Source organism: Pseudomonas sp. DTU_2021_1001937_2_SI_NGA_ILE_001 (assembly GCF_032463525.1).
Lineage (GTDB): Bacteria > Pseudomonadota > Gammaproteobacteria > Pseudomonadales > Pseudomonadaceae > Aquipseudomonas.
In genome coordinates, this window is the sequence record NZ_CP135971.1 from 838,376 (window position 1) to 861,375 (window position 23,000).

Sequence of the window (23,000 nt, forward strand, 5' to 3'; positions counted from 1 at the left end):
TCCTCGACTGGCAGCGCCTGCCCCTTGGGCAGGCGCCGGAAAAAAACGCTCTGGTGACGCCTCGCTGAGCGTAAGCTTGCGCCGATTATGTCGGTGGCCATCATGGCCGGGGTATTACGCCCACGTGGTAACCCAACAGGGGTAGGGGATGACTTTCACGCTTCATGACATGGCCTGGCACCGCTCGGTGGGCCAATTGATCGAAACGCTGGACCAGGATCGCTTCTGGACCCGCCTGGTGCGCCTGCTCAACGATTATGTGGCGTGTGACAGTTGGGTGGCCTTGCTGTTCAGCGCCGGCCGCCCGCAGGTCTGTGCCGAGTGCCCCAGCGAAGATGGCAACCCTGACCCGCTGTTCCAGGATTACCTCAACGGTCTGTACCTGCTGGACCCGTTCTACGTCGCCAGCCGCGAATCGCGCTTCACCGGCCTGGTGCGCCTGGCCGATGTAGCGCCGGAGTGTTTCGAACAGACCGATTACTACCAGCGTTATTTCCGACTCAACGTGGTGGCCGACGAGATCCAGTTCAATGTGGCACTGGATGGGCAACGAACCCTGTGCCTGTCACTGGGCAGCGAGCGGCGTTTCAGCGTCGAACAGGTGGCACTCCTCGACCTGGTGCGCCCCTGGGTCACGGCTTTGATGCGCCAGCGCATGGCCTTCGAGCCGGAGCTGCTGGATGCCGCCAGCCGCCCGGCGCCGCACTGGCAGAGCGCTCTGGAGGCCCGGGTCGAGCAGATGGAATCACCGTTGACCGGTCGTGAACTGGAGGTGGGGCGCCTGATGCTCAGCGGCTGTTCCAGCAAAGAGATCGCCCGCAAGCTGGAAATCTCCGTGGAAACCGTGAAGGTGCACCGCAAGCACATGTACAGCAAGCTGGGCATCAAGTCGCAATCCGAGCTGTTTGCACTGTTCCTGCAGGCGCAGCTGGGTTGACTCAGGCCATCGGTCGCTCGTCGCTGAAGCCCAGTTCGCGAATGAACACCGAGAACAGTTCGGGCTGCGAAGAGATGTTCAGCTTGGCGTAGAGGTGCCGGCGGTGCGCCTTGATGGTCTCCGGAGAAATGCCCAGGCGCTGTGCCATGGCCTTGGAGGAGTAGCCACGCAGGATCAGCCGGGCGATTTCCAGCTCGCGCTCGGACAATACGCCCTGGCCGAACCTGGCCAGGGCATCGCCCATAGGCGCCGGGGCCGGCAGGGCAATGTCGCTGCGTGCCCAATGCTGGCCGAGCAATGCCAGGACCCAGCCACTGACCAGGCGCAGCTTGCCCAGCTCGACCGCTGAAAAGCTGCGGCGCATGCCCAGCGATACCGACAGCACACCTTCGGGCAACTGCAGGAGAAACTGCACTTCGTCCTGCAGTACATGGGCCTGGAAGTAATTGAGGTAGTAATCGGCCTGCCAGAACGAGTCCGGAGCGACTTCCTCCAGGTGATACAGCCCGCTGGCCAGACCTTCGCGTGCGGCCTGGTAGAAAGGGTCGAGCAGGTACAGGCCGTCCAGATACAGCTCGCCAGCCGCCGGAGCGGGTGCAGCGTCGTATTCCTCCAGCACCTGGGGCGCGCCCTGGGCCGGGAAGTGGATGATCAGCGCGTTGTCGAAGGGCACCCAATGGCGCAGCACCAGCACCAGTTGGCGCCAGAAGCGCGCCGTACCCAGCTGCTCGATGCTCCGCGCCAGGGCGGTGTGAGCGGCAACTTCCTGGAAGAGAATGTCCACGGCAGCTCCTGGTAAGGGGGAGGGCATTGGCGCCCGATTTGCTGTGCCTGTCAACGGGGGTACCCCTTGGGGGGAATTGCCCGGCATCGCCAACCTGCCTACTTTCGGATGCATCAAGCGGGCCGTCGAGCCTGCGCCGTTTCACCGCTTAGTTCTGCCTTCTGACACTTACAACAACGTGAGGGTGAACCATGACGTCCCGCAATGCTGCATCCCCTGATCTGAAACCGACGCTCAGCGTCGCCGATGTGGTGGCCATTACCGTTTCTTCGGTGACGCCTGCCAGTTCCGTCTTCGTCATCGCACCCTTTGCCATCGCCCAGGCCGGCACCGGGGTGATCTGGGCGTTCATCCTCGGCGGGCTGTTGGCGCTGATGTTCGCGCTCTGCTACGCCGAGCTGGGCCGTGCGCACACTGCCGCCGGTGGCGAATACGTGTTCGCCAAGCGGGTGTTCGGCGGCATGGCCGGCTACGCGACCTTTCTTACCGTGCTGGCCATGCTGCTGTTCATTCCGCCGGTGCTGGCCACCGGCGCAGCCACTTACCTCAACGCCGCCCTCGGCACGCAGTTCGACGGGCAGACCGTGGCCCTGGTGATCGTGGCTCTGAGCTACCTGCTCGGCATCCTCAATATCAAGCTCAACGCCTGGGTGACCGGCAGTTGCCTGTTGCTGGAGGTGGCGGCGCTGATGGTCATCGTGGTGCTGGGCTTCGGCCATGCCCAGCAGCCGGTGGCCAGTTTGCTGAGCCCGATGACGCTCGACAACGGCGTGCTGCACGCGGCGCCCTGGGCGCTGGTGATCGGCGCGGTAGGCACGGCGCTGTTCTCTTTCAATGGCTATGGCGGCGCGGTGCTGCTGGCCGAAGACATGAAATGCGCCGGGCGCGGAATTCCCAAGGCGGTGCTGTGGTCGCTGGTCCTGGTGGTGGCCATCGAGCTGATTCCCCTGGTCGCGTTGCTGGCGGGTGCGCCGTCGCTGGAAGCGATGCTGGCCAGCCCGGACCCGATCGGCTACCTGCTTACCGCACATGGCAACCAGACCCTGTCGCGCCTGGTCAGCGCAGGCATCTTTCTCTCGGTGTTCAATGCCATCATCGCCCTGGTGATCCAGATTGGCCGGGTGATCTACAGCAGTGGCCGTGACGAGCTGTGGATGCCGGGCATGAACCGCGCCTTCACCCGCATTCACCCCAAGTGGGAGTCGCCCTGGTTGGCCACGCTGTTCCTGGCAGTGCCTTCGGCGGCGCTGACCTTCAGCTCCAACCTCTCGGAACTGACGTCCTTCACCGTGCTGCTGATCCTCTGCGTCTATCTGGTGGTGGGCCTGTGTGCGCTGTTCAGCCGGGTGCTGCGCCGTGACCGCGAGCATCCGTACCGCATGCCGCTGTGGCCGCTGCCGGCGCTGCTGGCCGTCACCGGCGCCGGTTACCTGCTGACCACCCTGCTGGGCAGCGCCTCGACCCGCGATCTGTTCATCCTCCTGGGCATTCTGCTCACCTCGGTGGTGCTCTATGGCACCTACGGCAAACTGAGCCCGGCCTTTCAGAAACTCTGAGCGAGACACTTCATGCGAGCACGCGACTTCGGTATCACCCTGGGGCTTGGGCAGCCTGGCCCACACAATGCCATCACCGACGTACCCGGCGTACGGGTCGGCCACGCCACGCTCGACGGCGTTCACGAGGGCAAGCCGGTGCGCACCGGTGTCAGTGTCATCGAGCCGCGTCCGGGAGCGGCCCGCTACCAGCCGTGTTTCGCCGGCTGCCACGTACTCAACGGCAATGGCGACGCCACCGGGCTGGAGTGGATCCGCGAAGCCGGGCTGCTGACCACCGCCATAGCCACCACCAACACGCACAGTGTCGGCGTGGTCCGCGATGCGCTGATCGCCCATGAACATGCGACCCTGGCCGACCCTTCCACCTACTGGTGCATGCCGGTGGTGATGGAAACCTACGACGGGGTGCTCAACGACATCTGGGGCCAGCACGTGAATGCCGACCTGGTGCAGCAGGCGCTGGGTGCGGTGAGTGACGGCCCGGTGGCCGAAGGTGCGGTAGGCGGTGGCACCGGGATGATCTGCCATGAGTTCAAGGGCGGTATCGGCACCGCCTCACGCTGCCTGCCGGGCGAACAGGGTGGCTGGACGGTAGGCGCCTTCGTGCAGGCCAACCATGGCCAGCGCCGCGAATTGCGGGTCGACGGCTACCCGGTGGGGCGCACGCTGCTGGACCTGCCTTCACCCTATGCCGCGCAGGACACCGCAGGCATGGGTTCCATCGTGGTGGTGCTGGCCACCGACGCGCCGTTGCTGCCACACCAGTGCCAGCGTCTGGCGCAACGCGCCTCGCTGGGCATCGCGCGTACCGGCGGCGGCACCGATGACTCCAGCGGGGATATCTTCCTGGCGTTCTCCACCGGTAATACCGGCCTGGCCCCGGCGGACTACAACCGCCGCGACCTGCCACGCACGGCGCAGGTGGCGATGGTCAACAACGACCACATCTCGCCACTGTTCGCCGCCGCCGCCGAAGCGGTGGAGGAGGCCATCGTCAATGCCCTGCTGGCGGGCCGCAGCATGCGCAGCGCAGACGGTCGGCAAGTACCCGGCCTGAGCGGTGAGCGCTTGTTGAAGGCACTGCAAGCCTGTGGCTGGCGACCGGGTGGTATGGCTTGAAGAGGCTCAGGGCTTGGCCGCTGATGGCGGCATCGCGGGGCTGCGGCCCTTGCTGAGGTTGACCAGCAGCATGCCCCCCAGCGCCAGGCCCGCGCCGCCGAGAAAGCCCAGGCTCAGGCTTTCGCCCAGCCACAGGGCGCCCATGAGCACGCCGAATATCGGCGTCATCAGGCCCATCACCCCCAGCCGGCCGGCCAGGTAATGGCGCAGCATGCGGAACCAGATGAGGTAGCTGGCGAACGACACCACAAGCGCCTGGAAGGCCAGGCTGGTCATGGCCTGAGGGGTGAAGTGCAGGGCACTGCCAGTGGTCGCGAGGGCCAGCGGCAACAGCAGCACGAAGGCTCCGCTGAGTTGATAGAACAGCGTCTGGGTCGCCGGCGCCTCGCTCAACCGACTGGTGCGCACGGCCACGGTGGTGAAGCCCCAGGCCGCACCGGCACACAGCGCCAGCGCATCGCCCAACAGGCTGGTGCCGGACCCCGTCAGCCCGGCGGTGGTATCACGCGGGGCCAGGAAGATTGCCGCCACCCCGGCGAACGCCAGGGCCATGCCCAGCCATTGCCAGGTGTTCAAGCGCTCTTCGGGCAGGCGAAAGTGCAGGCCCATGGCGGCGAACAGCGGCGCGGTGTAAAGGAACACCGCCATGTGCGCCGCCGTGGTATGCCGCAGGCCTTCGGCGATGAACAGGAACTCGGCGGCAAACAGCACGCCGACCACCACGCCGGCACGCGTCCAGACCCCGCGCAGCCAGGGCTCGCGCCCCCACAGCCGTGACACCAGCCAGACCAGCAGCGCCGCCACACCGGAGCGAATGACGATCTGCGCGGCCGGTGAGACGTCCTCGGCCACGGCCTTGATCGCCACCTGCTGGGCCCCCCAGATCAGGCACAGCCCGACCATCAGCAGGCTTGCCAACCCGTCCACTTGCTTTCTTTGCGCCACGATAGGTCCTGCCGTGTGATTTCAATGCGTCGATTGTGTTGTCCAGAGCGGCAGGTTACAAATCATGTGTTCTGCATCCATGGAAGAGAAAAACTGCATCATGCGCGCTGACACCCCGTTGAAGGCCATCGCTTGTTTCGATGCGGTCATGCGCACCGGCAGCGCCACCCTCGCCGCAGAGCAACTGTTTGTCACCCCCGGCGCGGTGGGTCAGCAACTGCGCAAGCTCGAACGCTGGCTGGGGGTGACGCTGTTCGCTCGGCAGGTCAGGAGGCTGCAGCCGACCGACCAGGCACTGCGCTACTGGGCGCAGATCCAGCCTGCGCTGCAACAGATCGACGCCGCCAATGCGGTTTTCCTCGAAACACCTTCTTCGAGGGTCAGGCTGAGCCTGCCGCCAGCGTTGGCGGGCTCCTGGTTCGCCAGGCGCATGCCAGAACTGACCCGCGCCTTTCCTGACCTCGACCTGCATTTGAACGCTATGGCCAGCCCGGTAGATCTGGACGTCGAGGGCTATGACATGGCCGTGCGGCACTTCGACGGGCAGGCTGCGCACCTGAACGTCACGTTGCTGCTCAAGGATGAACTGCGCGTGTATTGCAGCCCCGACTACCAGGCGCAACACACGCTTGACCAGCCTCAAGGGTTGGCCGATGTCACCTTGCTGGACACCACCACTCACCCGCATTGGGCCCGCTGGCTTGCCGAGGCCGATGCCGGGCTGCAGGAACCTTCGCGGCGCATGCGCTTCGACCAGCCGGAACTGGCCATCGACGCCGCGCGCCGTGGCCAGGGCGTGGTGCTGACCAGCCCCTGGCTGGTGGAGGACGACGTGCAGCAAGGGCGCCTGATCCGGCTGTTCGCCACCGGGTTGGTCACGGGCAAGCATTACTACCTCGTGACCTCGAAGCAGCGACCGCTGAGCGCGGCCGCACAGCGCCTGCATGCCTGGCTGGCCAGTCATTGAGCAAGCTGAACCCTGTAGATGCGGCTTTAGTTGCAATGCCATTCGCTTAAGCGGCATGTGGCCGGTGGGAGCGGCTTTAGCCGCGAAAGCGCCAGGCAACTCGGTGCATCTGTTGTGAAACAGGCGGTCGCTTCGCGGCTGAAGCCGCGCCTACCCGGTCTAGCTGACCAGTATTGGCTTTAGCTGCGAACCAGGCTGGCCAAGCCATGGGATGGGGCCGCTTCGCAACTGAAGCCGCTGCAGGCCGCTCAGGTCCCTGACTTGATCCGTGTCCAGGCCCGGGTCCGGGCGCGTTCGCCGTCGCGGTTCAGCGGTTTGAGGGTATAGAGCGTGGCCATCGCCGCTTCGGTCGGGTACAGGTCCGGGATGTTGCGAATCGCCGGGTCGACCTTGTCGGTGGCGTCCTTGTTCGGGTTGGGATAGCCCACGAAATCACTGATCGGCGCGATCACTTCCGGGCGCAGCAAGTAGTTGATGAAGGCATGCGCATCCTCCGGGTTGGCCGCGCTCTTCGGAATCGCCAGCATGTCGAACCAGATCGGCGCGCCTTCCTTGGGCAGGCGCATGTCGACCACTACGCCGTTCTTGGCATCTCTGGCGCGATTGGCGGCCTGCGAAAAACTACCCGAGTAGCCGACGGCCACGCAGATGTCGCCATTGGCGATGTCGGCCATGTATTTGGACGAGTGGAAGTAGGTCACGTCTGGGCGGATCTTCAGCATCAATTGTTCGGCCTTCTGGTAGTCGGCCGGTTTGCTGGAGTTGGGGGCCAGGCCCAGATACTGCAGGGCCAGCGGCATGATTTCCGAAGGCGAGTCGAGCATCGCCACGCCGCATTGCTTGAGCTTGCTGATGTTCTCGGGCTTGAAGATCAGGTCCCAGCTGTTCACCGGTGCGTTGTCACCCAGCACGGCCTTGACCTTGGCCGGGTTGAAGCCGATCAGGATGGTGCCGTACATGTAGGGCACCGCGTACTTGTTGCCGGGGTCGTTGGCTTCCAGCAGCTTCATCAGTTTCGGGTCCAGGTGCTGCCAGTTCGGCAGCTTGCTGCGGTCCAGCGGCTGGAGCACCCCGGCATCGATCTGCTTGGCCAGGAACATGTTCGACGGCACCACCACGTCGTAGCCGGAGTGTCCGGTGAGCAGCTTGGCTTCCAGGGCCTCGTTGGTGTCGAAGATGTCGTACACCAGGTTGATTCGGGTCTGTTCCTTGAAGTCGGTAAGGGTCTTCGGCGTGATGTAGTCGAACCAGTTGTAGACCTTCAGGGTGCGGGGTTCGTCGGCCTGCACCAGGCTGCTGGCCAGGCCCGCACAGAGGGCGGCGGCCAGGGTATTCTTGAGCAGCTTGACCATCATTGGCCCTCCTTGTGGGCGGTTTCATAGCCTTCGAGCACGTTCACGGCATTGATGCCGATTTCTTCCACGGCGTAACCGCCTTCCATCACGAACAGCACCGGCAGGCCCAGTGCCGCGATGCGCCTGCCCATGGCCAGGTAGTCGGGGCTGTCGAGGGTGAACTGCGAGATCGGGTCTTCCTTGAACGTGTCCACGCCCAATGACACCACCAGCACCTCGGCCTGGTAGTCGTCGATGGCCGAACAGGCGGTTTCCAGTGCCTTGCTCCATTGCGCCCAGTTGCTGCCATGGGGCAGGGGCAGGTTGAGATTGCAGCCCTCGCCGTCGCCTTCGCCGGTTTCGTCGGCATAACCGAGGAAAAACGGGAATTCGTTGTTCGGGTCGCCGTGAATGGAGGTGAAGAACACATCGCTGCGAGCGTAGAAGATCGACTGGGTGCCGTTACCGTGGTGATAGTCCACGTCGAGGATGGCCACACGCTGGCGACCCTGGTCGAGGAACGCCTGGGCGGCGATGGCGGCGTTGTTCAGATAGCAGTAGCCGCCCATCAGGTCGCTGGCCGCGTGGTGCCCCGGCGGCCGGCACAGCGCGAAGGCACTGTCGGCCCCGGCCTGCACGTGGGCCTGGGCGGTCAGTGCCACCTGCGCGGCACTGTAGGCGGCCTGCCAGGTGCCGGCGGTGATGGGGGCGCCAGCATCGAAACTGTAATAGCCCAGCTCGCCATGCAGGCCCTTGGGCTTGACCCGGCGCAAGGTGCGCGCCGGCCAGGTGAAGGGCAGCAGGTCGCCGTCCTGGCCCAGCGCCTCCCAGCGTGCCCAGGCGCCTTCGAAGAACGCCAGGTAATCAGCGCTGTGCACACGGGCGATGGGTGCCAGGCCATGGTCGCGCGGCGCTTGCACCGGCCCCAGCTCACGGGCCTTGACCCGGGCGAGAACGTGATCGGCGCGTGACGGCATCTCGAAACAGGGCATCAGTTGCCCGTTGATCAGCTCGCAGCGTCCGTGGTGCAGATGATGGTCATCCGAGTAGATGGTCAGCATGGTCGTGCTCCGTGTGGCGGGTTGCCTGGCATTGTTTCGCCAGGCGGGCCGATTGGAGAACGGTGCGAACGGCCATAAGGGGATAGATATGGCCAATCTGTTTGACCGTATTTCGCCCTTTTTCAGGGCGCGCGCGCACGCTTCAGGTGCGGTAGTGACTGGGCGCGATGCCGCTCCAGCGTACGAAGGCATGGCGAAAACTCGCGGTTTCGCTGTAGCCCAGGGCTTCGGCGACGCGCTGCACCGGCCACTGCTGTTCGGCCAACAGCATCTTGGCGCGCTCGAAACGCAGGCTGTCGAGCAGGGCCTGGTAGCTGCTGCCCATGTCGTGCAGGTGGCGGCGCAGGCTGCGCGACGAGCAGTTCATCTGCCGCGCCAGGCCTTCCAGGCCCGGCGGACTGGCCAACTGCTCGGCCAGGTGCTGGCGAATCCTCCCCAGCCAGGCCTGGCGCCCGGTGAACTCGGCATTCTGTTGTCGGCAACGTTCGGCCATGGCGCGATGGGTCAGCCGGTCGGCCAGCGGCAGCGGTCGGCGCAGCCACTCGGCAGGAAAGGCAAAGCCGTGCTCCACGGCGTCGAAGCTTACCGGGCAGGGAAAGTTGCGTCGGTAGCGCTTGCTGTAGACGGGCGCCGGGTGGGCGAAGCGGGCCTGCTGCAAGGGCAGGGGGCGGCCCAGCAGGTCGTCGCAGATCACTTTCAGCGAGCCCAGGCACAGTTCGGCATTGAACACCGCCAGTTCAGGCTCCGAACGATAGTGCGTGGCCAGCAGCCAGGCCTGCTCGCCGCGCACCTCAAGGTGCAGCTCGAACAGCGTGCCGAGCAGGGCCGGGTAGCGCAGCGCCAGCTCCAGGGCGCTGCCCAGGGTGTCGCTGAGCAGCATCGCGTAGCCCAGCACGCCATAGGACGACACGTGCATGCGCTGGCCCAGCTCCAGGCCGAAGGTCTCACGCAGGGCCAGCGCATTGGCGCACACCCGGGCTTCCTGGGCAGTGGTGATGCGCGGGTCGGGCCGCGCCAGGTCGGCCTCGTCGATACCGCTGCCGACCAGCAGCTCGCGGGCCGGCACGCCGTCTTCACGCAGGGTTTCGAGAATCAGCGAGACCGCATTGAGGGTGGTGAGGTGGGTGTGGAGCATGCTGTGGACCTGCTGGAGGCGGGACAACCTGGCCGATGGTGCCGTGCTTGCAGGCAAAAACCAAGCCGCTCACACCACCGGCGCGACCTGCCGCTGCGACCAGTTCGCCGGGTCGTGCAGCTCCAGCACCTGCCAGTGGAAACGCTCCAGCGAGGCATTGTGGCCGACGCTGATCAGAATGCTGTCGGGCAGGTGCTGCTTGAGCAGCTGGTAGCAGCGCGCCTCGTTGGCGGCGTCCAGGGCCGAGCTGCTTTCGTCGAGAAACAGCACGGCAGGGCGGGTCAGCAGGGCGCGGACGAAGGCGCAGCGCTGTTGTTCACCGACGCTCAGGGTCTGCGCCCAGTCGTGCTGCTGGTCCAGTTGCTCGGTCAGGTGCTGCAGGCCGACCTGCTGCATGGCCTGGCGAACCGCCCCATCGGCGTCAGCTTGCGGCGGCTTGGGATACCACAGGGCTTCGCGCAGGCTGCCCAGGGGCAGGTAGGGCTTCTGCGAAAGGGTCAGTGCCTGCTCACGGTCGTAGCTGGCCGTACCTTGGGCGTGTGGCCACAGGCCGGTGATGGCGCGGATGAGCGTGGACTTGCCAGACCCGGACGGTGCGCTGATCAACAGGCTGTCGCCGGGTGCCAGCGACAGGTTGAAGCCTTCGAGCAGGCGCCGGCCGCCGGGCAGCCAGATGTCCAGGTCGTGGATGGCGAGGCCGTCACGCTGTTGCCGGGCTTCGACACCCGACTTGACTTCGACGTTGTCCAGGCGCTCCTGGAAGCCGATAAGCCGGTCGACCACCGATTTCCACGCCGCCAGCTCCGGGAACACCTCGACCAGGTAGGCGATGGCCGCATGCACTTCGCCAAAAGCGGCGCTGATCTGCGTCAGGCGGCCAAGGGGGAAGGCGCCGGCGAAGAACTGCGGGGCCATGATGAACATGGGGATGACCGTGGCACTGCGCAGGTAGAAGGTCGAGTAGCCCATGATCAGTTTCTGCTTCTTCACCAAGGCCCAGAAGTTCTCCAGGGCCGCTTCAAGGCGTTGGTGGAAACGCTGGTTCTCCACTGCTTCGCCCTGGTACAGCGCCACCGAGTCGGCGTTTTCCCGCAGGCGCATCAGCGCGAAGCGAAAGTCAGCCTCGCGGCGCTGTTGCACGAAGTTCAGGCGCGGCAGGGCACGGCCCAGCCAGAATGCCAGGCCGGTGCCGGCCAGGGCATAGAGCAGGGCGATCCACACCAGCAGCCCTGGTATGACAAACGAATCTCCGGCGAACGGCACGCTGACCAGGCTGGAGGCTTGCCAGAGGATGTGCAGGAAGGAAAACAGCGACACCACCGAGGTCAGCACGCCCAGCGACAGCTTCAGCGACTTGACGATGAACAGGTCGATGTCCTCGGCGATGCGCTGGTCGGGGTTGTCGACTTCGTTTTCCGTCAGCTTGAGCTTCTGGTAACGCTGCTGGCCCAGCCACTGTTCGAGCATGTTGTGCGTGGCCCAGCGGCGCCAGCGCAGGGTCAGCTTCTGTTGGAAGTGGAAGGCCGCCACGGTGAAGGTCGCGGTGCCGATCTGTAGCAGGATGAACTGCAGGCCACCGATCAGGAAACCGTGGTAGTCCTTCTCTTGCAGCGCATTGTAGAAGTGCAGGTTCCAGAAGTTGTTGAGGATGTTGACGCCGACCAGCCCCAGGGTCATCGCCACCGTGGCCACCAGCAACAGCAAGGCCGGGTATTTCTCTTCCGAGGTCCAGAAAGGCTTTGCGATGCGCCAGAAATTGCGAAGAGTGTGCATGAAATCCTGGTAGGTCCGGTCGCGTGCGACGTTGAGTTTGCAAGGGAGGAAAGATAGGATCGGACAATGCTAATTGTTTGCATTCATTAGGGAAAGTAACGGGGGACCTGTCATCGAATTTCCAGCGTGGCTCAACCAGGCCTGGCCGCCCATCCAGCGGGTGGTGCGGAGTAACGCCGATGGCGAGCCTTCCATTCCCCTGAACCGGCTGGCCGACCCGGCTCGACTCAAGCCGCAGCTCGAACGTTTCGCGCTGCTCTATCCGGGGGTGAACCGCGCTGCCGTGGTGTCGCAGTGGTCGATGAACTACATGAGCATCACCTTGCCCGCCACCCTGGCCTGTGTGCTGACCCGTGGCGTGGCGGTGGACTTCTGGAGCGGCCAGCATGCGCTGGTTCACGAGGACGGCCAGCCCCGCGCCCTGGCCCTGGACAATCCGCCACAGCCCCTGGCTGAAGCCGAGCGTGCCGCCTACTGGTCACGACTGGTCCACGAGCATCTGGCTCCGCTGTTCACCACCCTGGCTGCTGCCGGAGGCCTGGCACCGAAGATTCTCTGGGGCAATATGGTGGCGATCTGGGACGGCGCTTTCATGCGCATGGACCCTGACCTGAGCCATGCCGGCTTCGCCGAGGCGCATGCCTGGCTGGAGCCGGTGGCGGTTAATGACGGACGCCTCAAGCTGCGCGGCCTGCAACGCATGGTCGAGTCACCGGCGCCCGACCTGTGTGCCCAACTGCCGTTGCGCCGCCACTGCTGCCTGCATTACCAGCTGCACGCGCCGGTGGAAGGCGAACCCCCGGTGCTCTGCGAGTCGTGCCCCAAACTGCACCGCCTGCCGGTGGCGGAGCAGATCAGCTACCTGCATCACATCTACGATTGACCCGCCGGGTTGGTCAGCACTGGTCGATTAAGCGCTTTGCGGCGTAATGGGCTCGGTGGGAGCGGCTTTAGCCGCGAAAGCGCCGGGAATTTCACAGCATCTGTCGTGAACATGCGGTCGTTTCGCGGCTGAAGTCGCTCCTACCCGGCCTGACTGACCCGTATCGCGGCTAAGGCCGCTCGGCCCCGAATCATGCCCGAAGAGGGGTATTCAGCCGGCCTTGCGAAAGGTCAGGTTGATGCGCTGGGCGCCGAAGCGGGGGTGTTCGCCCTCGGCCAGCGGCAGGATGCCGTGGAACCGCAGTCGGTCGGCGCCGCCCCATACCAGCACGTCGCCGTGGAACAGCGGCACGCGCTGGGTCTTGTCAGTGCGCTGCAGCCCACCGAACTGGAACACCGCCGGCAGGCCGAGGGAGACCGAGACCACCGGCCATGAATGGTCGCGTTCGTCTTTGTCCTGATGCAGCGACATTTTCGCGCCCGGTACGTAGCGGTTGATCAGGCAGGCGTCCGGTTCGAATCCCTGGAAACCGGCCTGTTGCGCAGCCTCGCCCGCCAAGGCCCGCCAGGCGTCGGGCATCGGCGGCCAGGGCTGGCCGGTCAACGGGTCGGTGGCGCTGTAGCGGTAGCCACGCCTGTCAGTGATCCAGCCAAGCTCGCCGCAGCAGGTCATGGCGGCCGACATCCGGTAGCCACCTGGCGTGTACATATGGCGAAAGGGCGAGCGCGCCTCGATCTGTTCCAGTAGTGCCAGCCAGCTTTCTGCTTGCGGCAAGGCATGGCCACGCAGCAGCACAGCCGAAGGCCCTAGGGTTTCGCGGCCTTGGGGCGTGTCGTCGGCAAACAGGTCGAAGGTCATGGGGGGCGGCTCTCTAAAGGCGCCGGGCGGTGGTTCCGCCCATCCGCGGCAGGTCGCGCTTGGCCGGTAACCCGCCAGACTGATCTGGCGGGCGTGGCGTCTTACAAGGCCTTGCTGACCTTGACGTCGCTGATCACGTCGTCGCCCTGGCCATGCATCTTTTCCAGTGCGGCACGGGCCTCTTCGACGCTGGCCGATTGCAGGTAGGCGAATTCGAAGCGGCGCTCACCGTTGAGTTTGTAGCTGACGGCGAACTTGGTGGTCGGGGTAGGGCTGGTCACGGTCACTCCTGGATTTTTACGGCTTCAGCCGAGCCGCGAAGGCGAGCGGCGCACGATCTTGATCGAGTGGGTGAAGGTCGGCTTGTGGCTGGGGTTCTTGTCCGGCTTGCGGCCGGTGGTGTCGATGGTGATGTTCCAGAATCCGGAGCTGGGTACGGTGATCTTGGCCGGGAACCGGTCGAAGGCGCCGCCATGGTACGTATGCCGGCCGCCGTTCTTGAAGCTGCGGAAATTCGCGTCGTTCATCAGGCGGATATTGCAGGTACGCGAGCATTCGATGACGACCAGGTCGTCTTCGTTGAGGTGCTCACGCTGGTGTACGAACTTCATGGGTGTCTCCGGAAACAGGCTGTCGCGCAAAAGCGAAACGATAACACGAGGCAATCGGGGTTTTGTGCAATGGCGCACAGTTATTTGCCCGTGATGGCAAAAAGTTAAGCGGCTGGGGATCTTATTCACCTGCCGCTGGTCCTACCGGCTTTCATATTGGAGCAACGACATGAAACTGGCCGTGGTAATCCTGGCCCTGGCGACCTTGGCCGGGTGCGCGACTGTCGAGGACATCGAGCATTCGCCGGCGACGCTGAGCGTCATTTCCGGCAAGAAGCCCAACGAATACGCCGATTGCGTCATCGGCAAGCTGGGTAGCGACCGTGAGCCGCCAATGATGACGGCGCGCAATGACGGCGTGCGGCTGATCGTGGCGCAGAAACTGACCGACAGCCCTGCGGCGGTGATCGACATCGACGAGCGCTCCAGTGGCAGCTCGATCAAGGTGCATGAGCGTATGAACAACCTGCCGATCCGTGGTGACGTGAAGCGCGCTGCCGAGGCGTGCATTTCCGGCTGATCGCAATCCGGGCTGTCAGGGCCTGTAGGCGCTTTCGCGGCTAAAGCCAATACCGGTCAGTTAGGCCGGGTAGGAGCGGCTTCAGCCGCGAAGCGACCGCATGTTCGCAACAGATGCAGTGAGTTTCCTGACGCTTTCGCGGCTAAAGCCGCTCCCACCGGGCCACATGCCGCTTAACCGAGCAGTATTGCGACTAAAGCCAATACTGGTCAGCTCGCTCCAACAAAAGCCGGGAAGCGCCTGATCGGTATTCGGCCAAGGCCGTTCCCACCGAGCCTGAATGGCCCGTATGGGGTTGTGATCGCTTATTTGCACACCACCAGGACGCTGCGGTGCTTGTAGTTGCCGACATCCAGGCCCAGGGTCTTGTCTTCGGCTTCCGGTTGCGGCGTGCCATCGGTACCGATGATCTCGTAGCCGGTACCGGCACAGGAGTCGTCCGCCTTCTCATAGCATTTCGCCCAGGAATTGGCTTCGCCCGAACAGTCGATGCTCAAGCCCTGTTGGCCGTTCTTCATATAGGTCGGGGAGGCGGTGGCGCACGCGGTGAGGCCCAGTACGGCAATCAGGGGCAGCAGTCTGATCATGGTGTTCGCTTCGGAAAATAGGCTCTAGGGTAGGCGTTTCAGGCATACCGCTGCGTAATCTGCCGGCCCTGGCGGGCTGGCGGCGCAGTGGGCGTCCTGATCGAGGTGTTGGACAGGGCGCGCATGCCATCGTTCCGCCATAAGTTACCGCATCGAGATGGTCATGCGGCTGTCTTTCGATGGTCACGATGCTGCAATCCGCTACAGGTGCAATTGTTGCAAATCCTGTCAGGAGACACGGTCATGCGACTTTGCATCATTGGCGCCGGTTATGTCGGGTTGGTCACCGCCGCCTGCTTCGCGGAAATGGGCAACCAGGTGGTGTGTGTCGAGCGCGACCCCGACCGCCTGGCGGCGCTGCGTCGCGGTGAGTGCCCGATTCATGAGCCGGGGCTGGACACGATGCTCGCGCAGCAGCGGCTCAGTGGCCAGCTGGTGTTCACCGGGCAGTTGCTCGAAGGATTGCGTCAGGTCGACATCGTGTTCATCGCCGTCGGTACGCCGGCCCAGGAGGACGGTTCGGCGGACCTCAGCCACGTGCTGGAAGTCGCCGATCAGCTGGGGCGCCACCTGAGCCGCGCCTGCCTGGTAGTGAACAAGTCCACCGTGCCGGTCGGGACCTGCGAGGCAGTGGCCCAGCGCATCAATCGCCAGCTGGCCAGCCGCAGCCTCGACTGGCGCATCAGCGTGGCGAGCAATCCGGAGTTTCTCAAGGAAGGCGCGGCCATCGAGGATTTCATGCGCCCGGACCGGGTCATCATCGGCTGCGACGAGCCGCACAGTGCCGAGCTGTTACAGCGTCTTTACAGCCCGTTCCTGCGCAATCGTGACCGGGTGCTGGTCATGGGCCTGCGTGCGGCGGAGTTCACCAAGTATGCGGCCAACGCCTTTCTGGCGACGAAGATTTCCTTCATCAATGAAATGGCGGCGCTGTGCTCGCTTCTGGACGTGGACATCGAGCAGGTGCGTCATGGCATCGGCAGTGACCGGCGTATCGGCACCCACTTCATCTATGCCGGGTGCGGTTATGGGGGGTCGTGCTTTCCCAAGGACGTGCGTGCGCTGATCAGTACGGCCCGGCAGCAAGGCTTCGACCCGCAGATCCTGCGTGCGGTACAGGCTCGCAACACGTTGCAGAAGACCCTGCTGTTCGAGGCGCTGCACCAGCATTTCGGCGGCTACCTGCAGGGACGGGTGGTCGCGGTCTGGGGGCTGGCGTTCAAGCCGGGTACCGACGATATCCGCGAAGCCCCGAGCCTGGTGCTGATCGACGCCCTGCTGGCCGCCGGGGCGCGGGTACAGGCCACTGATCCGGCGGCCATGGCCGCAGTGGCGCGGCGTTATCCGGACGCGATCGGCAATGCTCAGCTAGTCTTGTGCGAGACCTTGTACGGCTGTGCGCAAGGCGCCGACGCCGTGGTGCTGGTGACCGAATGGAAGCAGTTTCGCCAGCCCGACTTCTTGCGGATTCGCGGCGCCATGCGCATGCCGATGCTCTTCGATGGTCGCAATATCTATGACCGGGCGGAACTATCCGGCCATGGATTCCTCTATCACGGGATAGGACGGCCAGTGGCGGGGCATTGTAAGGTGACCGCCGCCTGATTAGACTGCGCCGACAATGCCCACAGCCCTTGACTAAGGACTTATATGATCAAGAAATGCTTGTTCCCTGCAGCCGGTTACGGCACTCGCTTTTTGCCAGCGACCAAAGCCATGCCCAAAGAGATGCTGCCAGTGGTCAACAAGCCACTGATTCAATACGGCGTTGAAGAGGCACTTCAAGCAGGTCTGCGGGAAATCTCCATCGTGACTGGCCGCGGCAAGCGCGCGCTGGAAGACCATTTCGACATCAGCTACGAACTCGAGCACCAGATCAAAGGCACCGACAAGGAAAAATACCTGGTCGGCATCCGTCGCCTGATCGACGAGTGCAGCTTCTCGTACACCCGTCAGACCGAAATGAAAGGCCTGGGCCATGCGATCCTCAGTGGTCGCCCGCTGATCGGCAACGAGCCGTTCGCCGTGGTGCTGGCGGACGACCTGTGCGTCAACCTCGACGGTGACGGCGTGCTGCAGCAGATGGTCAAGCTGTACAACCACTATCGTTGCTCGATCGTTGCCATCCAGGAAGTCGATCCAGCGGAAACCAACAAGTACGGCGTGATCGCCGGTGAAGAAATCAAACCGGGCCTGTACCGCGTCAACGACATGGTCGAGAAGCCGAAGCCGGAAGATGCACCGTCCAACCTGGCGATCATCGGTCGTTACATCCTGACCCCGGACATCTTCGAGCTGATCGAGCAGACCGAGCCGGGCAAGGGCGGTGAGATCCAGATCACCGACGCCCTGATGAAGCAGGCTGCCCAGGGCAACGTGCTGGCTTACAAGTTCAAAGGTCAGCGTTTTGACTGTGGTGGCGCCGAAGGCTACATCGAGGCCACCAACTTCTGCTTCGAGAATTTCTACAAGACCGGCAAGGCGTTCTGATTCCGCCTGCGTCGCCCCTAAAGCCATCCCGCACAGGCCGTGCGGGATGGCTTTTTAGTTTCTGTGTAATGCGCCGGGCGGTTATGCTCTGGAACATTTCTGCCAACTGAAGGAGAAGACAGTGGCTTACGACTTCGATCTGTTCGTCATCGGTGCCGGCTCCGGCGGTGTGCGCGCTGCGCGTTTCGCCGCCGGATTCGGGGCCAGGGTCGCGGTGGCGGAAAGCCGTTACCTGGGCGGCACCTGCGTCAACGTCGGCTGCGTGCCCAAGAAGCTGCTGGTCTATGGCGCGCACTTCGCCGACGATTTCGCCAACGCCAAGGGGTTTGGCTGGAGCCTTGACGAGCCGACTTTCGACTGGTCAACCCTGATCGCCAACAAGGACAAGGAAATCCAGCGCCTGAACGGTATCTACCGCAAGTTGCTGGCCGACAGCGGCGTGACCCTGGTCGAAGGGCATGCCCGGCTCACCGGCCCGCATGGGGTGGAAGTCGACGGCAAGACCTATAGCGCCGAGCGCATTCTGATCGCCACCGGCGGCTGGCCGCAGGTGCCCGACGTTCCAGGTCGTGAGCACGCCATTACCTCCAACGAAGCCTTCCACCTGGACAACCTGCCCAAGCGGATCATCGTGGTTGGCGGTGGCTACATCGCCGTGGAGTTCGCCTCGATCTTCAATGGCCTGGGCGCGCAAACCACCCTGGCCTATCGTGGTGAACTGTTCCTGCGTGGTTTCGACGGCGGCGTGCGCACGCATCTGCACGAAGAACTGGTCAAGCATGGCCTGGACGTGCGTTTCAACTGCGACATCAGTCGTATCGACAAGCAGGCCGATGGTAGCCTCAAGGTGAGCCTGAAGGACGGTGGCATTCTGGATACCGATTGCGTGTTCTACGCGACGGGGCGCCGACCGATGCTCGATAACCTCGGCATGGAAAATGTCGACGTGCAGCTCGACGAGCAGGGTTACATCAAGGTGGACGAGCACTATCAGACCAGTGAGCCGTCGATTCTGGCGCTGGGCGACATCATCGGTGGTGTGCAGCTGACACCGGTGGCGCTGGCCGAAGGCATGGCCATCGCGCGCCGTCTGTACAAACCCGAGCAATATCGCCCGGTGGACTACAATCACATCCCGACGGCGGTTTTCAGCCTGCCGAATATCGGCACCGTGGGGCTTACCGAAGAGCAGGCGCTCGAACAGGGCTATTCGGTGCAGGCGTTCGAAAGTCGTTTCCGGCCCATGAAGCTGACCCTCACCGATGACCAGGAACGCACTTTCATGAAGCTGGTCGTCGATGCCAAGAGCGACCGTGTGCTGGGTTGCCATATGGTCGGCCCGGACGCCGGAGAGATCGTGCAGAGCCTCGCCGTGGCGCTCAAGGCCGGTGCGACCAAGCGCGTCTTCGACGACACGCTCGGGGTGCATCCGACCGCTGCCGAAGAGTTCGTCACGATGCGCAGCCCGGTATCGCGCTGAGCAGTACCTGCCATGCCCGGGATTCAGGATGATGACCGGGCTGACCCCTTCTTCAAGGATGGATTCCACAGTTGAGAACCCCTACGCCGACGGCGGCCATACCCGTGAACCCAGCACATCCGGATGATGACGAGCGACGACAGCTCGATACTCTGCGCGAAAGCGAGCGGCAGTTCAGGAGTCTGGCCGACAACATGAGCCAATTGGCCTGGACGGCGGATCCCGCCGGGCATATCCATTGGTACAACGAGCGCTGGTACGCCTATACCGGGGCTTCGCTGGAGGCGATGCAGGCGCTGGGCTGGCGCGCGCTTCATCATCCGGACCACCACCAGCGGGTCACGGCGCGGCTCAGGCATTGCTTCGCCACCGGCTCGGTGTGGGAAGACACCTTCCCGCTGCGCAGCAAGGACGGCGTGTTTCACTGGTTTCTGTCGCGAGCCTTGCCGATCCGCGATTGCCAGGGGCACATCACCCATTGGCTGGGTACCCACACCGATATCACCGCCCAGGTCAACGCGGAGGAGGCCCTGCGCGAACTCAACGAGAGCCTGGAGCTGCGTGTCGCCGAGCGCACCCGTGAGCTGGCCGAAGCCAATCAGCGCCTGCAGGTGGAGATCGCCGAGCGAGCGCAGGCCGAAGAAGCGCTGCGCCACGCGCAGAAGATGGACGCCATCGGGCAACTGACCGGGGGCATCGCTCATGACTTCAATAACATGCTCACCGGTGTGCTCGGTGCCCTGGATCTGATCCGTCGGCGCCTGGCAGCGGGTCGTGTGCAGGAAGTGGGCAAGTACATCGAGGCGGCAGTCACCTCGGCCAACCGTGCGGCAGCGCTGACCCAACGTCTGCTGGCCTTCGCCCGGCGCCAGTCGTTGACTACCCGGCCCGTGCAGTTGAACGAGCTGGTCGCGTCGATGGAAGAGCTGCTGCGGCGTACCATCGGCGAGAGCATCGAGTTGTGCATCGACCTGCAGGATCAGCAGCGAGTCATTCGTACCGACGAGCACCAACTGGAAAACGCCTTGCTCAACCTGGTGATCAACGCCCGTGACGCGATGCCGGACGGCGGCCGCCTGTGGGTGCGCAGCCAGGTGGTGCAGGTTGACGCGCGTCAGGGCGACCTGGCGCCTGGCGAGTATGTACAGCTGAGCGTCGAAGACTCCGGTTGCGGCATTCCGGCGGATGTGCTCGAACGGGTCTTCGACCCGTTCTTCACCACCAAGGCCATCGGTCAGGGCACCGGGCTGGGCTTGTCGATGGTCTATGGCTTCATGAAGCAGACCGGCGGGCACGTGCGAATTGACAGTGCCGAGGGGCGGGGCGCGTGTATTTCGCTGTTTCTGCCTTGTGAGTGGCGAACGACCGGCGGTCAGGCGGTTGCCGGCGACCAGCCTCAGGCGCCACGCGCCAGCGAGGGTGAGTGCGTGCTGGTGGTCGAGGATGAAGAAGCGGTGCGCATGATGGTGGTCGATGCCTTGCGCGAACTGGGCTATACCGCGCTGCAGGCAGGTGACGGGGCGGGCGCCATCACTCATTTGCAGCGAGCGGAGCGTATCGACCTGCTGATCAGTGATGTCGGCCTGCCAGGGCTCAACGGTCGGCAACTGGCCGAGATCGCCCGGCAGTTCCGCCCCGAGCTGCGGGTGCTGTTCATGACCGGTTATGCGCGTAATGCGCAGGCCCGCGAAGAGCTGCAAGCTTTGGGTATGGACATGTTGGCCAAACCCTTCAATGTCGATGAGCTGGCGGCGCGGGTCAGGCAGATGCTGGAGGCTGAGTCGCTGCGCTAGGCGCTTGCTGTGCATCGACGCGGGCCTGGAGATTTTCCAGGGCTGCTTCCTTGCGGCTCAGCAGCAACTCCAGCATGCGACCTTGCTGCTGCGCCTCGCTCAATTGCTGCCGAGCCGCGGCGCCATCCTGCTGTGCGGCCTGCAAGCGCACCTCCAGCTGGGCACTGCGGGTTATCGCTTTGTGCTGTTCGCTGCTGGCCTTTTCGGCCTGTTTCAAGGCCTTGTCCAGCTGTAGCTGGCACTGCTGCAGGTCGCGACCGGTACTGCGCTGTTCGGCCAGCAGGCGTTCGTTGTCGCGATTGAGCAGGGTGATGGATTCCTGATGCAGTGCCAGGGTCTGGCGTGCCTGACGCAATTCCATCTGCAATTGCTGGAGCTGCCCTTCATGGCGTTGCTGGTCCTGTTCGCGCTGCTCCTTTACGGCATTGCGGTAATGCTCCAGGGCCTCGCGAGCATGCTGGTGCTTGTCTTCCAGTGAGGCGATCTGGCGGTCGCGGTCTTCCAGGCGGCCGTGCAGATCCTGACTGGCCTGGTTCAACCGTGCATTGTCCAGCATCGCCTGACGCAGGGTTTCGCGAGTCTGTTCCAAAGCCTGGTCGCTGGCTTGCAGCGCCTGCGCTTGTGTATCGCAGCGTTCTTGCAATGCCCGCAATTGGCGGGTGAGCTGCGCCAGTTCTTCGCGCTGTTCGGCGCGATCTTCATCCATCCGCTGCTGCGCCTGATCGATGCGCTCCTGGGCCTGGCCCTGCAGGCGTGCGGCCAAGTGTGCCACCAGTTCGGCCAACTCATCGTTGATCGACGGGGCAGGGGTGTCGTGGCTTTCCAGTTCCTTCAGATAGCGGTGAATGGTGGTTTTCGAACCGGTATTGCCCATTTCCACCCGTACAGCGTCGATGCTCGGATGCTCGCCACGTGCGATCAGGGCCTGTCGGGCCTTTTGCACAAGTGCCTTGTTGATTCCGCCGCGCGCCATGCCTGCTCCTACGATTACGTACTGTGGTATGTACCCTGTAATTACATACTAAATATTGCTTTTGAGGTAGTGAATATTGCCGGTTATTTCACACGGGGTATTGGCGTATTATCCCGTGTCATTGCCTTTTGAGCGTATTCAAGGGCGTTCGCCAGTACGGAATTCCCCTATGAGTGACGTAGATCGCTACATCGCCGCGGCCACCCGGGACAACACCCGGCGCAGCTATCAGGCCGCTATCGAGCACTTCGAAGTGGTGTTCGGCGGCTTCCTGCCGGCCACCAGCGAGAGCGTGGCGCGTTATCTGGCTTGCTATGCCGGGGAGTTGTCAGTGAATACCTTGAAGTTGCGTCTTTCCGCGCTGGCCCAGTGGCATGCCAGCCAGGGTTTCGTTGACCCGACCCGGGCACCGGTGGTGCGCAAGGTGCTCAAGGGCATTCGTGCCTTGCATCCGGCGCAGGAAAGACAGGCCGAACCTTTGCAACTGGCACACCTGGAACGGGTGATCCACTGGCTGGAGGAGACTGCCGCGCAAGCGCAGCGCCAGCATCGACATGCAGAGGTCTTGCGCTGTCGCCGCGATGCTGCATTGATTCTGCTGGGTTTCTGGCGTGGCTTTCGCAGCGATGAGCTGTGCCGCTTGCAGGTCGAGCACGTCAAGGCGGTGGCGGGAACGGGGATTACCCTGTATCTGCCGCGCAGCAAGAGCGACCGTGACTACGCCGGGCGCAGTTTCCAGACGCCGGCACTGCAGCGGCTGTGTCCGGTGCAGGCCTACCTGGTGTGGCTCGACTGCGCCGCCCTGGAGGATGGGCCGGTATTTCGCAGTATCGATCGCTGGGGCAACCTGGGCGAGGCAGGCTTGCATCCCAACAGTGTGATTACCCTGTTGCGCCAAGCCTTCGCGCGCGCCGGTCTGCGCGGACAGGCCTACAGCAGCCACTCACTGCGGCGAGGTTTTGCGACCTGGGCGCATCAGAACGGCTGGGACCTCAAGTCGTTGATGGCCTATGTAGGCTGGAAAGACATGAAGTCAGCCATGCGCTACATTGAGATTTCCCCGTTCGGTGCCATGGCCAGGCTGGAAGCGGGCAGCAAGATTTCTTCTATTGATAAGGAGCCTTCATAGTGAAAAGCAATCGTTGGCATCGACTTTCCCAATGAGCCATGCCCGGCGATTGTGAGTAAGCT

Annotated in this window: 21 protein-coding genes and 1 pseudogene; 11 read left to right on the forward strand and 11 right to left on the reverse strand. The window is 63.8% G+C overall.

Going from position 1 to position 23,000, the window contains the following annotated elements:
• Positions 1-148: 148 nt before the first annotated feature.
• On the forward strand, positions 149-937 hold the full coding sequence (locus RRX38_RS03755) for a helix-turn-helix transcriptional regulator (protein ID WP_315961602.1): 789 nt from the start codon (positions 149-151) through the stop codon (positions 935-937).
• 1 nt (position 938) lies between these two features.
• Here RRX38_RS03755 and RRX38_RS03760 read toward each other — a convergent pair whose 3' ends face one another.
• Positions 939-1,721, reverse strand: coding sequence for a helix-turn-helix transcriptional regulator (locus RRX38_RS03760; protein ID WP_315961603.1), 783 nt, complete (start codon positions 1,719-1,721; stop codon positions 939-941).
• 191 nt (positions 1,722-1,912) lie between these two features.
• Here RRX38_RS03760 and RRX38_RS03765 point away from each other — a divergent pair, with 191 nt between their 5' ends.
• Both RRX38_RS03765 and RRX38_RS03770 read left to right on the forward strand, forming a co-directional pair.
• Positions 1,913-3,277 carry an APC family permease gene (locus tag RRX38_RS03765; protein ID WP_315961604.1) on the forward strand — a complete coding sequence of 455 codons (1,365 nt, stop codon included), beginning with the start codon at positions 1,913-1,915 and terminating at the stop codon, positions 3,275-3,277.
• Positions 3,278-3,289: 12 nt separating this feature from the next.
• Positions 3,290-4,399, forward strand: a complete 1,110-nt coding sequence (locus RRX38_RS03770) for a P1 family peptidase (protein ID WP_315961605.1) — start codon at positions 3,290-3,292, stop codon at positions 4,397-4,399.
• Positions 4,400-4,405: 6 nt separating this feature from the next.
• Here RRX38_RS03770 and RRX38_RS03775 read toward each other — a convergent pair whose 3' ends face one another.
• Positions 4,406-5,344, reverse strand: coding sequence for a DMT family transporter (locus RRX38_RS03775; protein ID WP_315961606.1), 939 nt, complete (start codon positions 5,342-5,344; stop codon positions 4,406-4,408).
• Between the two features lie 64 nt (positions 5,345-5,408).
• Between RRX38_RS03775 and RRX38_RS03780 the strand changes: the two genes are divergently transcribed.
• On the forward strand, positions 5,409-6,311 hold the full coding sequence (locus tag RRX38_RS03780; protein WP_315961607.1) for a LysR substrate-binding domain-containing protein: 903 nt from the start codon (positions 5,409-5,411) through the stop codon (positions 6,309-6,311).
• A gap of 248 nt (positions 6,312-6,559) precedes the next feature.
• Here the strand turns inward: RRX38_RS03780 and RRX38_RS03785 are convergent, their stop codons facing one another.
• The 4 genes from RRX38_RS03785 to RRX38_RS03800 all read right to left on the reverse strand — a co-directional run bounded on the left by RRX38_RS03785 (position 6,560) and on the right by RRX38_RS03800 (position 11,614).
• A complete protein-coding gene (locus tag RRX38_RS03785) occupies positions 6,560-7,663 on the reverse strand; it encodes a polyamine ABC transporter substrate-binding protein (protein WP_315962629.1) in 1,104 nt (367 codons plus the stop codon).
• Positions 7,663-8,706, reverse strand: a complete 1,044-nt coding sequence (locus RRX38_RS03790; RefSeq protein WP_315961608.1) for a histone deacetylase family protein — start codon at positions 8,704-8,706, stop codon at positions 7,663-7,665. Before RRX38_RS03790 ends, RRX38_RS03785 begins: the two co-directional genes overlap by 1 nt.
• Positions 8,707-8,848: 142 nt before the next feature.
• Positions 8,849-9,841, reverse strand: a complete 993-nt coding sequence (locus RRX38_RS03795; RefSeq protein WP_295475579.1) for an AraC family transcriptional regulator — start codon at positions 9,839-9,841, stop codon at positions 8,849-8,851.
• Positions 9,842-9,910: 69 nt separating this feature from the next.
• Positions 9,911-11,614, reverse strand: a complete 1,704-nt coding sequence (locus RRX38_RS03800; RefSeq protein WP_315961609.1) for an ABC transporter ATP-binding protein/permease — start codon at positions 11,612-11,614, stop codon at positions 9,911-9,913.
• 199 nt (positions 11,615-11,813) lie between these two features.
• On the opposite strand from RRX38_RS03800, the gene fhuF reads away from it, so the two are divergent.
• Positions 11,814-12,497 (forward strand): siderophore-iron reductase FhuF, encoded by a 684-nt coding sequence (gene fhuF / locus RRX38_RS03805; RefSeq protein ID WP_315962630.1) that lies wholly within the window; start codon positions 11,814-11,816, stop codon positions 12,495-12,497.
• 210 nt (positions 12,498-12,707) lie between these two features.
• On the opposite strand, the gene alkB is transcribed toward fhuF, so the two are convergent.
• The 3 genes from alkB to RRX38_RS03820 all read right to left on the reverse strand — a co-directional run bounded on the left by alkB (position 12,708) and on the right by RRX38_RS03820 (position 13,966).
• Positions 12,708-13,355 carry a DNA oxidative demethylase AlkB gene (alkB, locus tag RRX38_RS03810; protein WP_315961610.1) on the reverse strand — a complete coding sequence of 216 codons (648 nt, stop codon included), beginning with the start codon at positions 13,353-13,355 and terminating at the stop codon, positions 12,708-12,710.
• Positions 13,356-13,456: 101 nt separating this feature from the next.
• Complete coding sequence (locus tag RRX38_RS03815) at positions 13,457-13,636, reverse strand: hypothetical protein (protein WP_295475570.1); 180 nt, start codon at positions 13,634-13,636, stop codon at positions 13,457-13,459.
• Between the two features lie 24 nt (positions 13,637-13,660).
• Positions 13,661-13,966, reverse strand: a complete 306-nt coding sequence (locus tag RRX38_RS03820) for a DUF1883 domain-containing protein (protein ID WP_295475567.1) — start codon at positions 13,964-13,966, stop codon at positions 13,661-13,663.
• Positions 13,967-14,135: 169 nt separating this feature from the next.
• Here RRX38_RS03820 and RRX38_RS03825 point away from each other — a divergent pair, with 169 nt between their 5' ends.
• On the forward strand, positions 14,136-14,486 hold the full coding sequence (locus RRX38_RS03825) for a hypothetical protein (protein WP_295475564.1): 351 nt from the start codon (positions 14,136-14,138) through the stop codon (positions 14,484-14,486).
• A 305-nt stretch (positions 14,487-14,791) separates the two neighbouring features.
• On the opposite strand, the gene RRX38_RS03830 is transcribed toward RRX38_RS03825, so the two are convergent.
• Positions 14,792-15,073 carry a hypothetical protein gene (locus tag RRX38_RS03830; RefSeq protein ID WP_295475561.1) on the reverse strand — a complete coding sequence of 94 codons (282 nt, stop codon included), beginning with the start codon at positions 15,071-15,073 and terminating at the stop codon, positions 14,792-14,794.
• 243 nt (positions 15,074-15,316) lie between these two features.
• Between RRX38_RS03830 and RRX38_RS03835 the strand changes: the two genes are divergently transcribed.
• The 4 genes and pseudogenes from RRX38_RS03835 to RRX38_RS03850 all read left to right on the forward strand — a co-directional run.
• Positions 15,317-16,678 carry a UDP-glucose/GDP-mannose dehydrogenase family protein gene (locus RRX38_RS03835; RefSeq protein ID WP_315961611.1) on the forward strand — a complete coding sequence of 454 codons (1,362 nt, stop codon included), beginning with the start codon at positions 15,317-15,319 and terminating at the stop codon, positions 16,676-16,678.
• Positions 16,679-16,723: 45 nt separating this feature from the next.
• The gene (galU, locus tag RRX38_RS03840) at positions 16,724-17,563 is read left to right on the forward strand and encodes a UTP--glucose-1-phosphate uridylyltransferase GalU (RefSeq protein ID WP_295475557.1); all 840 of its coding nucleotides are present in this window, start codon (positions 16,724-16,726) and stop codon (positions 17,561-17,563) included.
• 121 nt (positions 17,564-17,684) lie between these two features.
• Positions 17,685-19,043, forward strand: coding sequence for a glutathione-disulfide reductase (gene gorA / locus RRX38_RS03845; RefSeq protein ID WP_315961612.1), 1,359 nt, complete (start codon positions 17,685-17,687; stop codon positions 19,041-19,043).
• Between the two features lie 125 nt (positions 19,044-19,168).
• Positions 19,169-20,836 (forward strand): annotated as a pseudogene (locus RRX38_RS03850) (ATP-binding protein); the annotation flags it as partial.
• On the opposite strand, the gene RRX38_RS03855 reads toward RRX38_RS03850, so the two are convergent.
• Complete coding sequence (locus RRX38_RS03855; protein ID WP_315961613.1) at positions 20,802-21,809, reverse strand: DNA-binding protein; 1,008 nt, start codon at positions 21,807-21,809, stop codon at positions 20,802-20,804. The pseudogene RRX38_RS03850 and the gene RRX38_RS03855 overlap by 35 nt on opposite strands.
• Positions 21,810-21,978: 169 nt before the next feature.
• Here RRX38_RS03855 and RRX38_RS03860 point away from each other — a divergent pair, with 169 nt between their 5' ends.
• Positions 21,979-22,938 (forward strand): site-specific integrase, encoded by a 960-nt coding sequence (locus RRX38_RS03860; RefSeq protein WP_315961614.1) that lies wholly within the window; start codon positions 21,979-21,981, stop codon positions 22,936-22,938.
• The last annotated feature ends 62 nt before the right edge of the window (positions 22,939-23,000 follow it).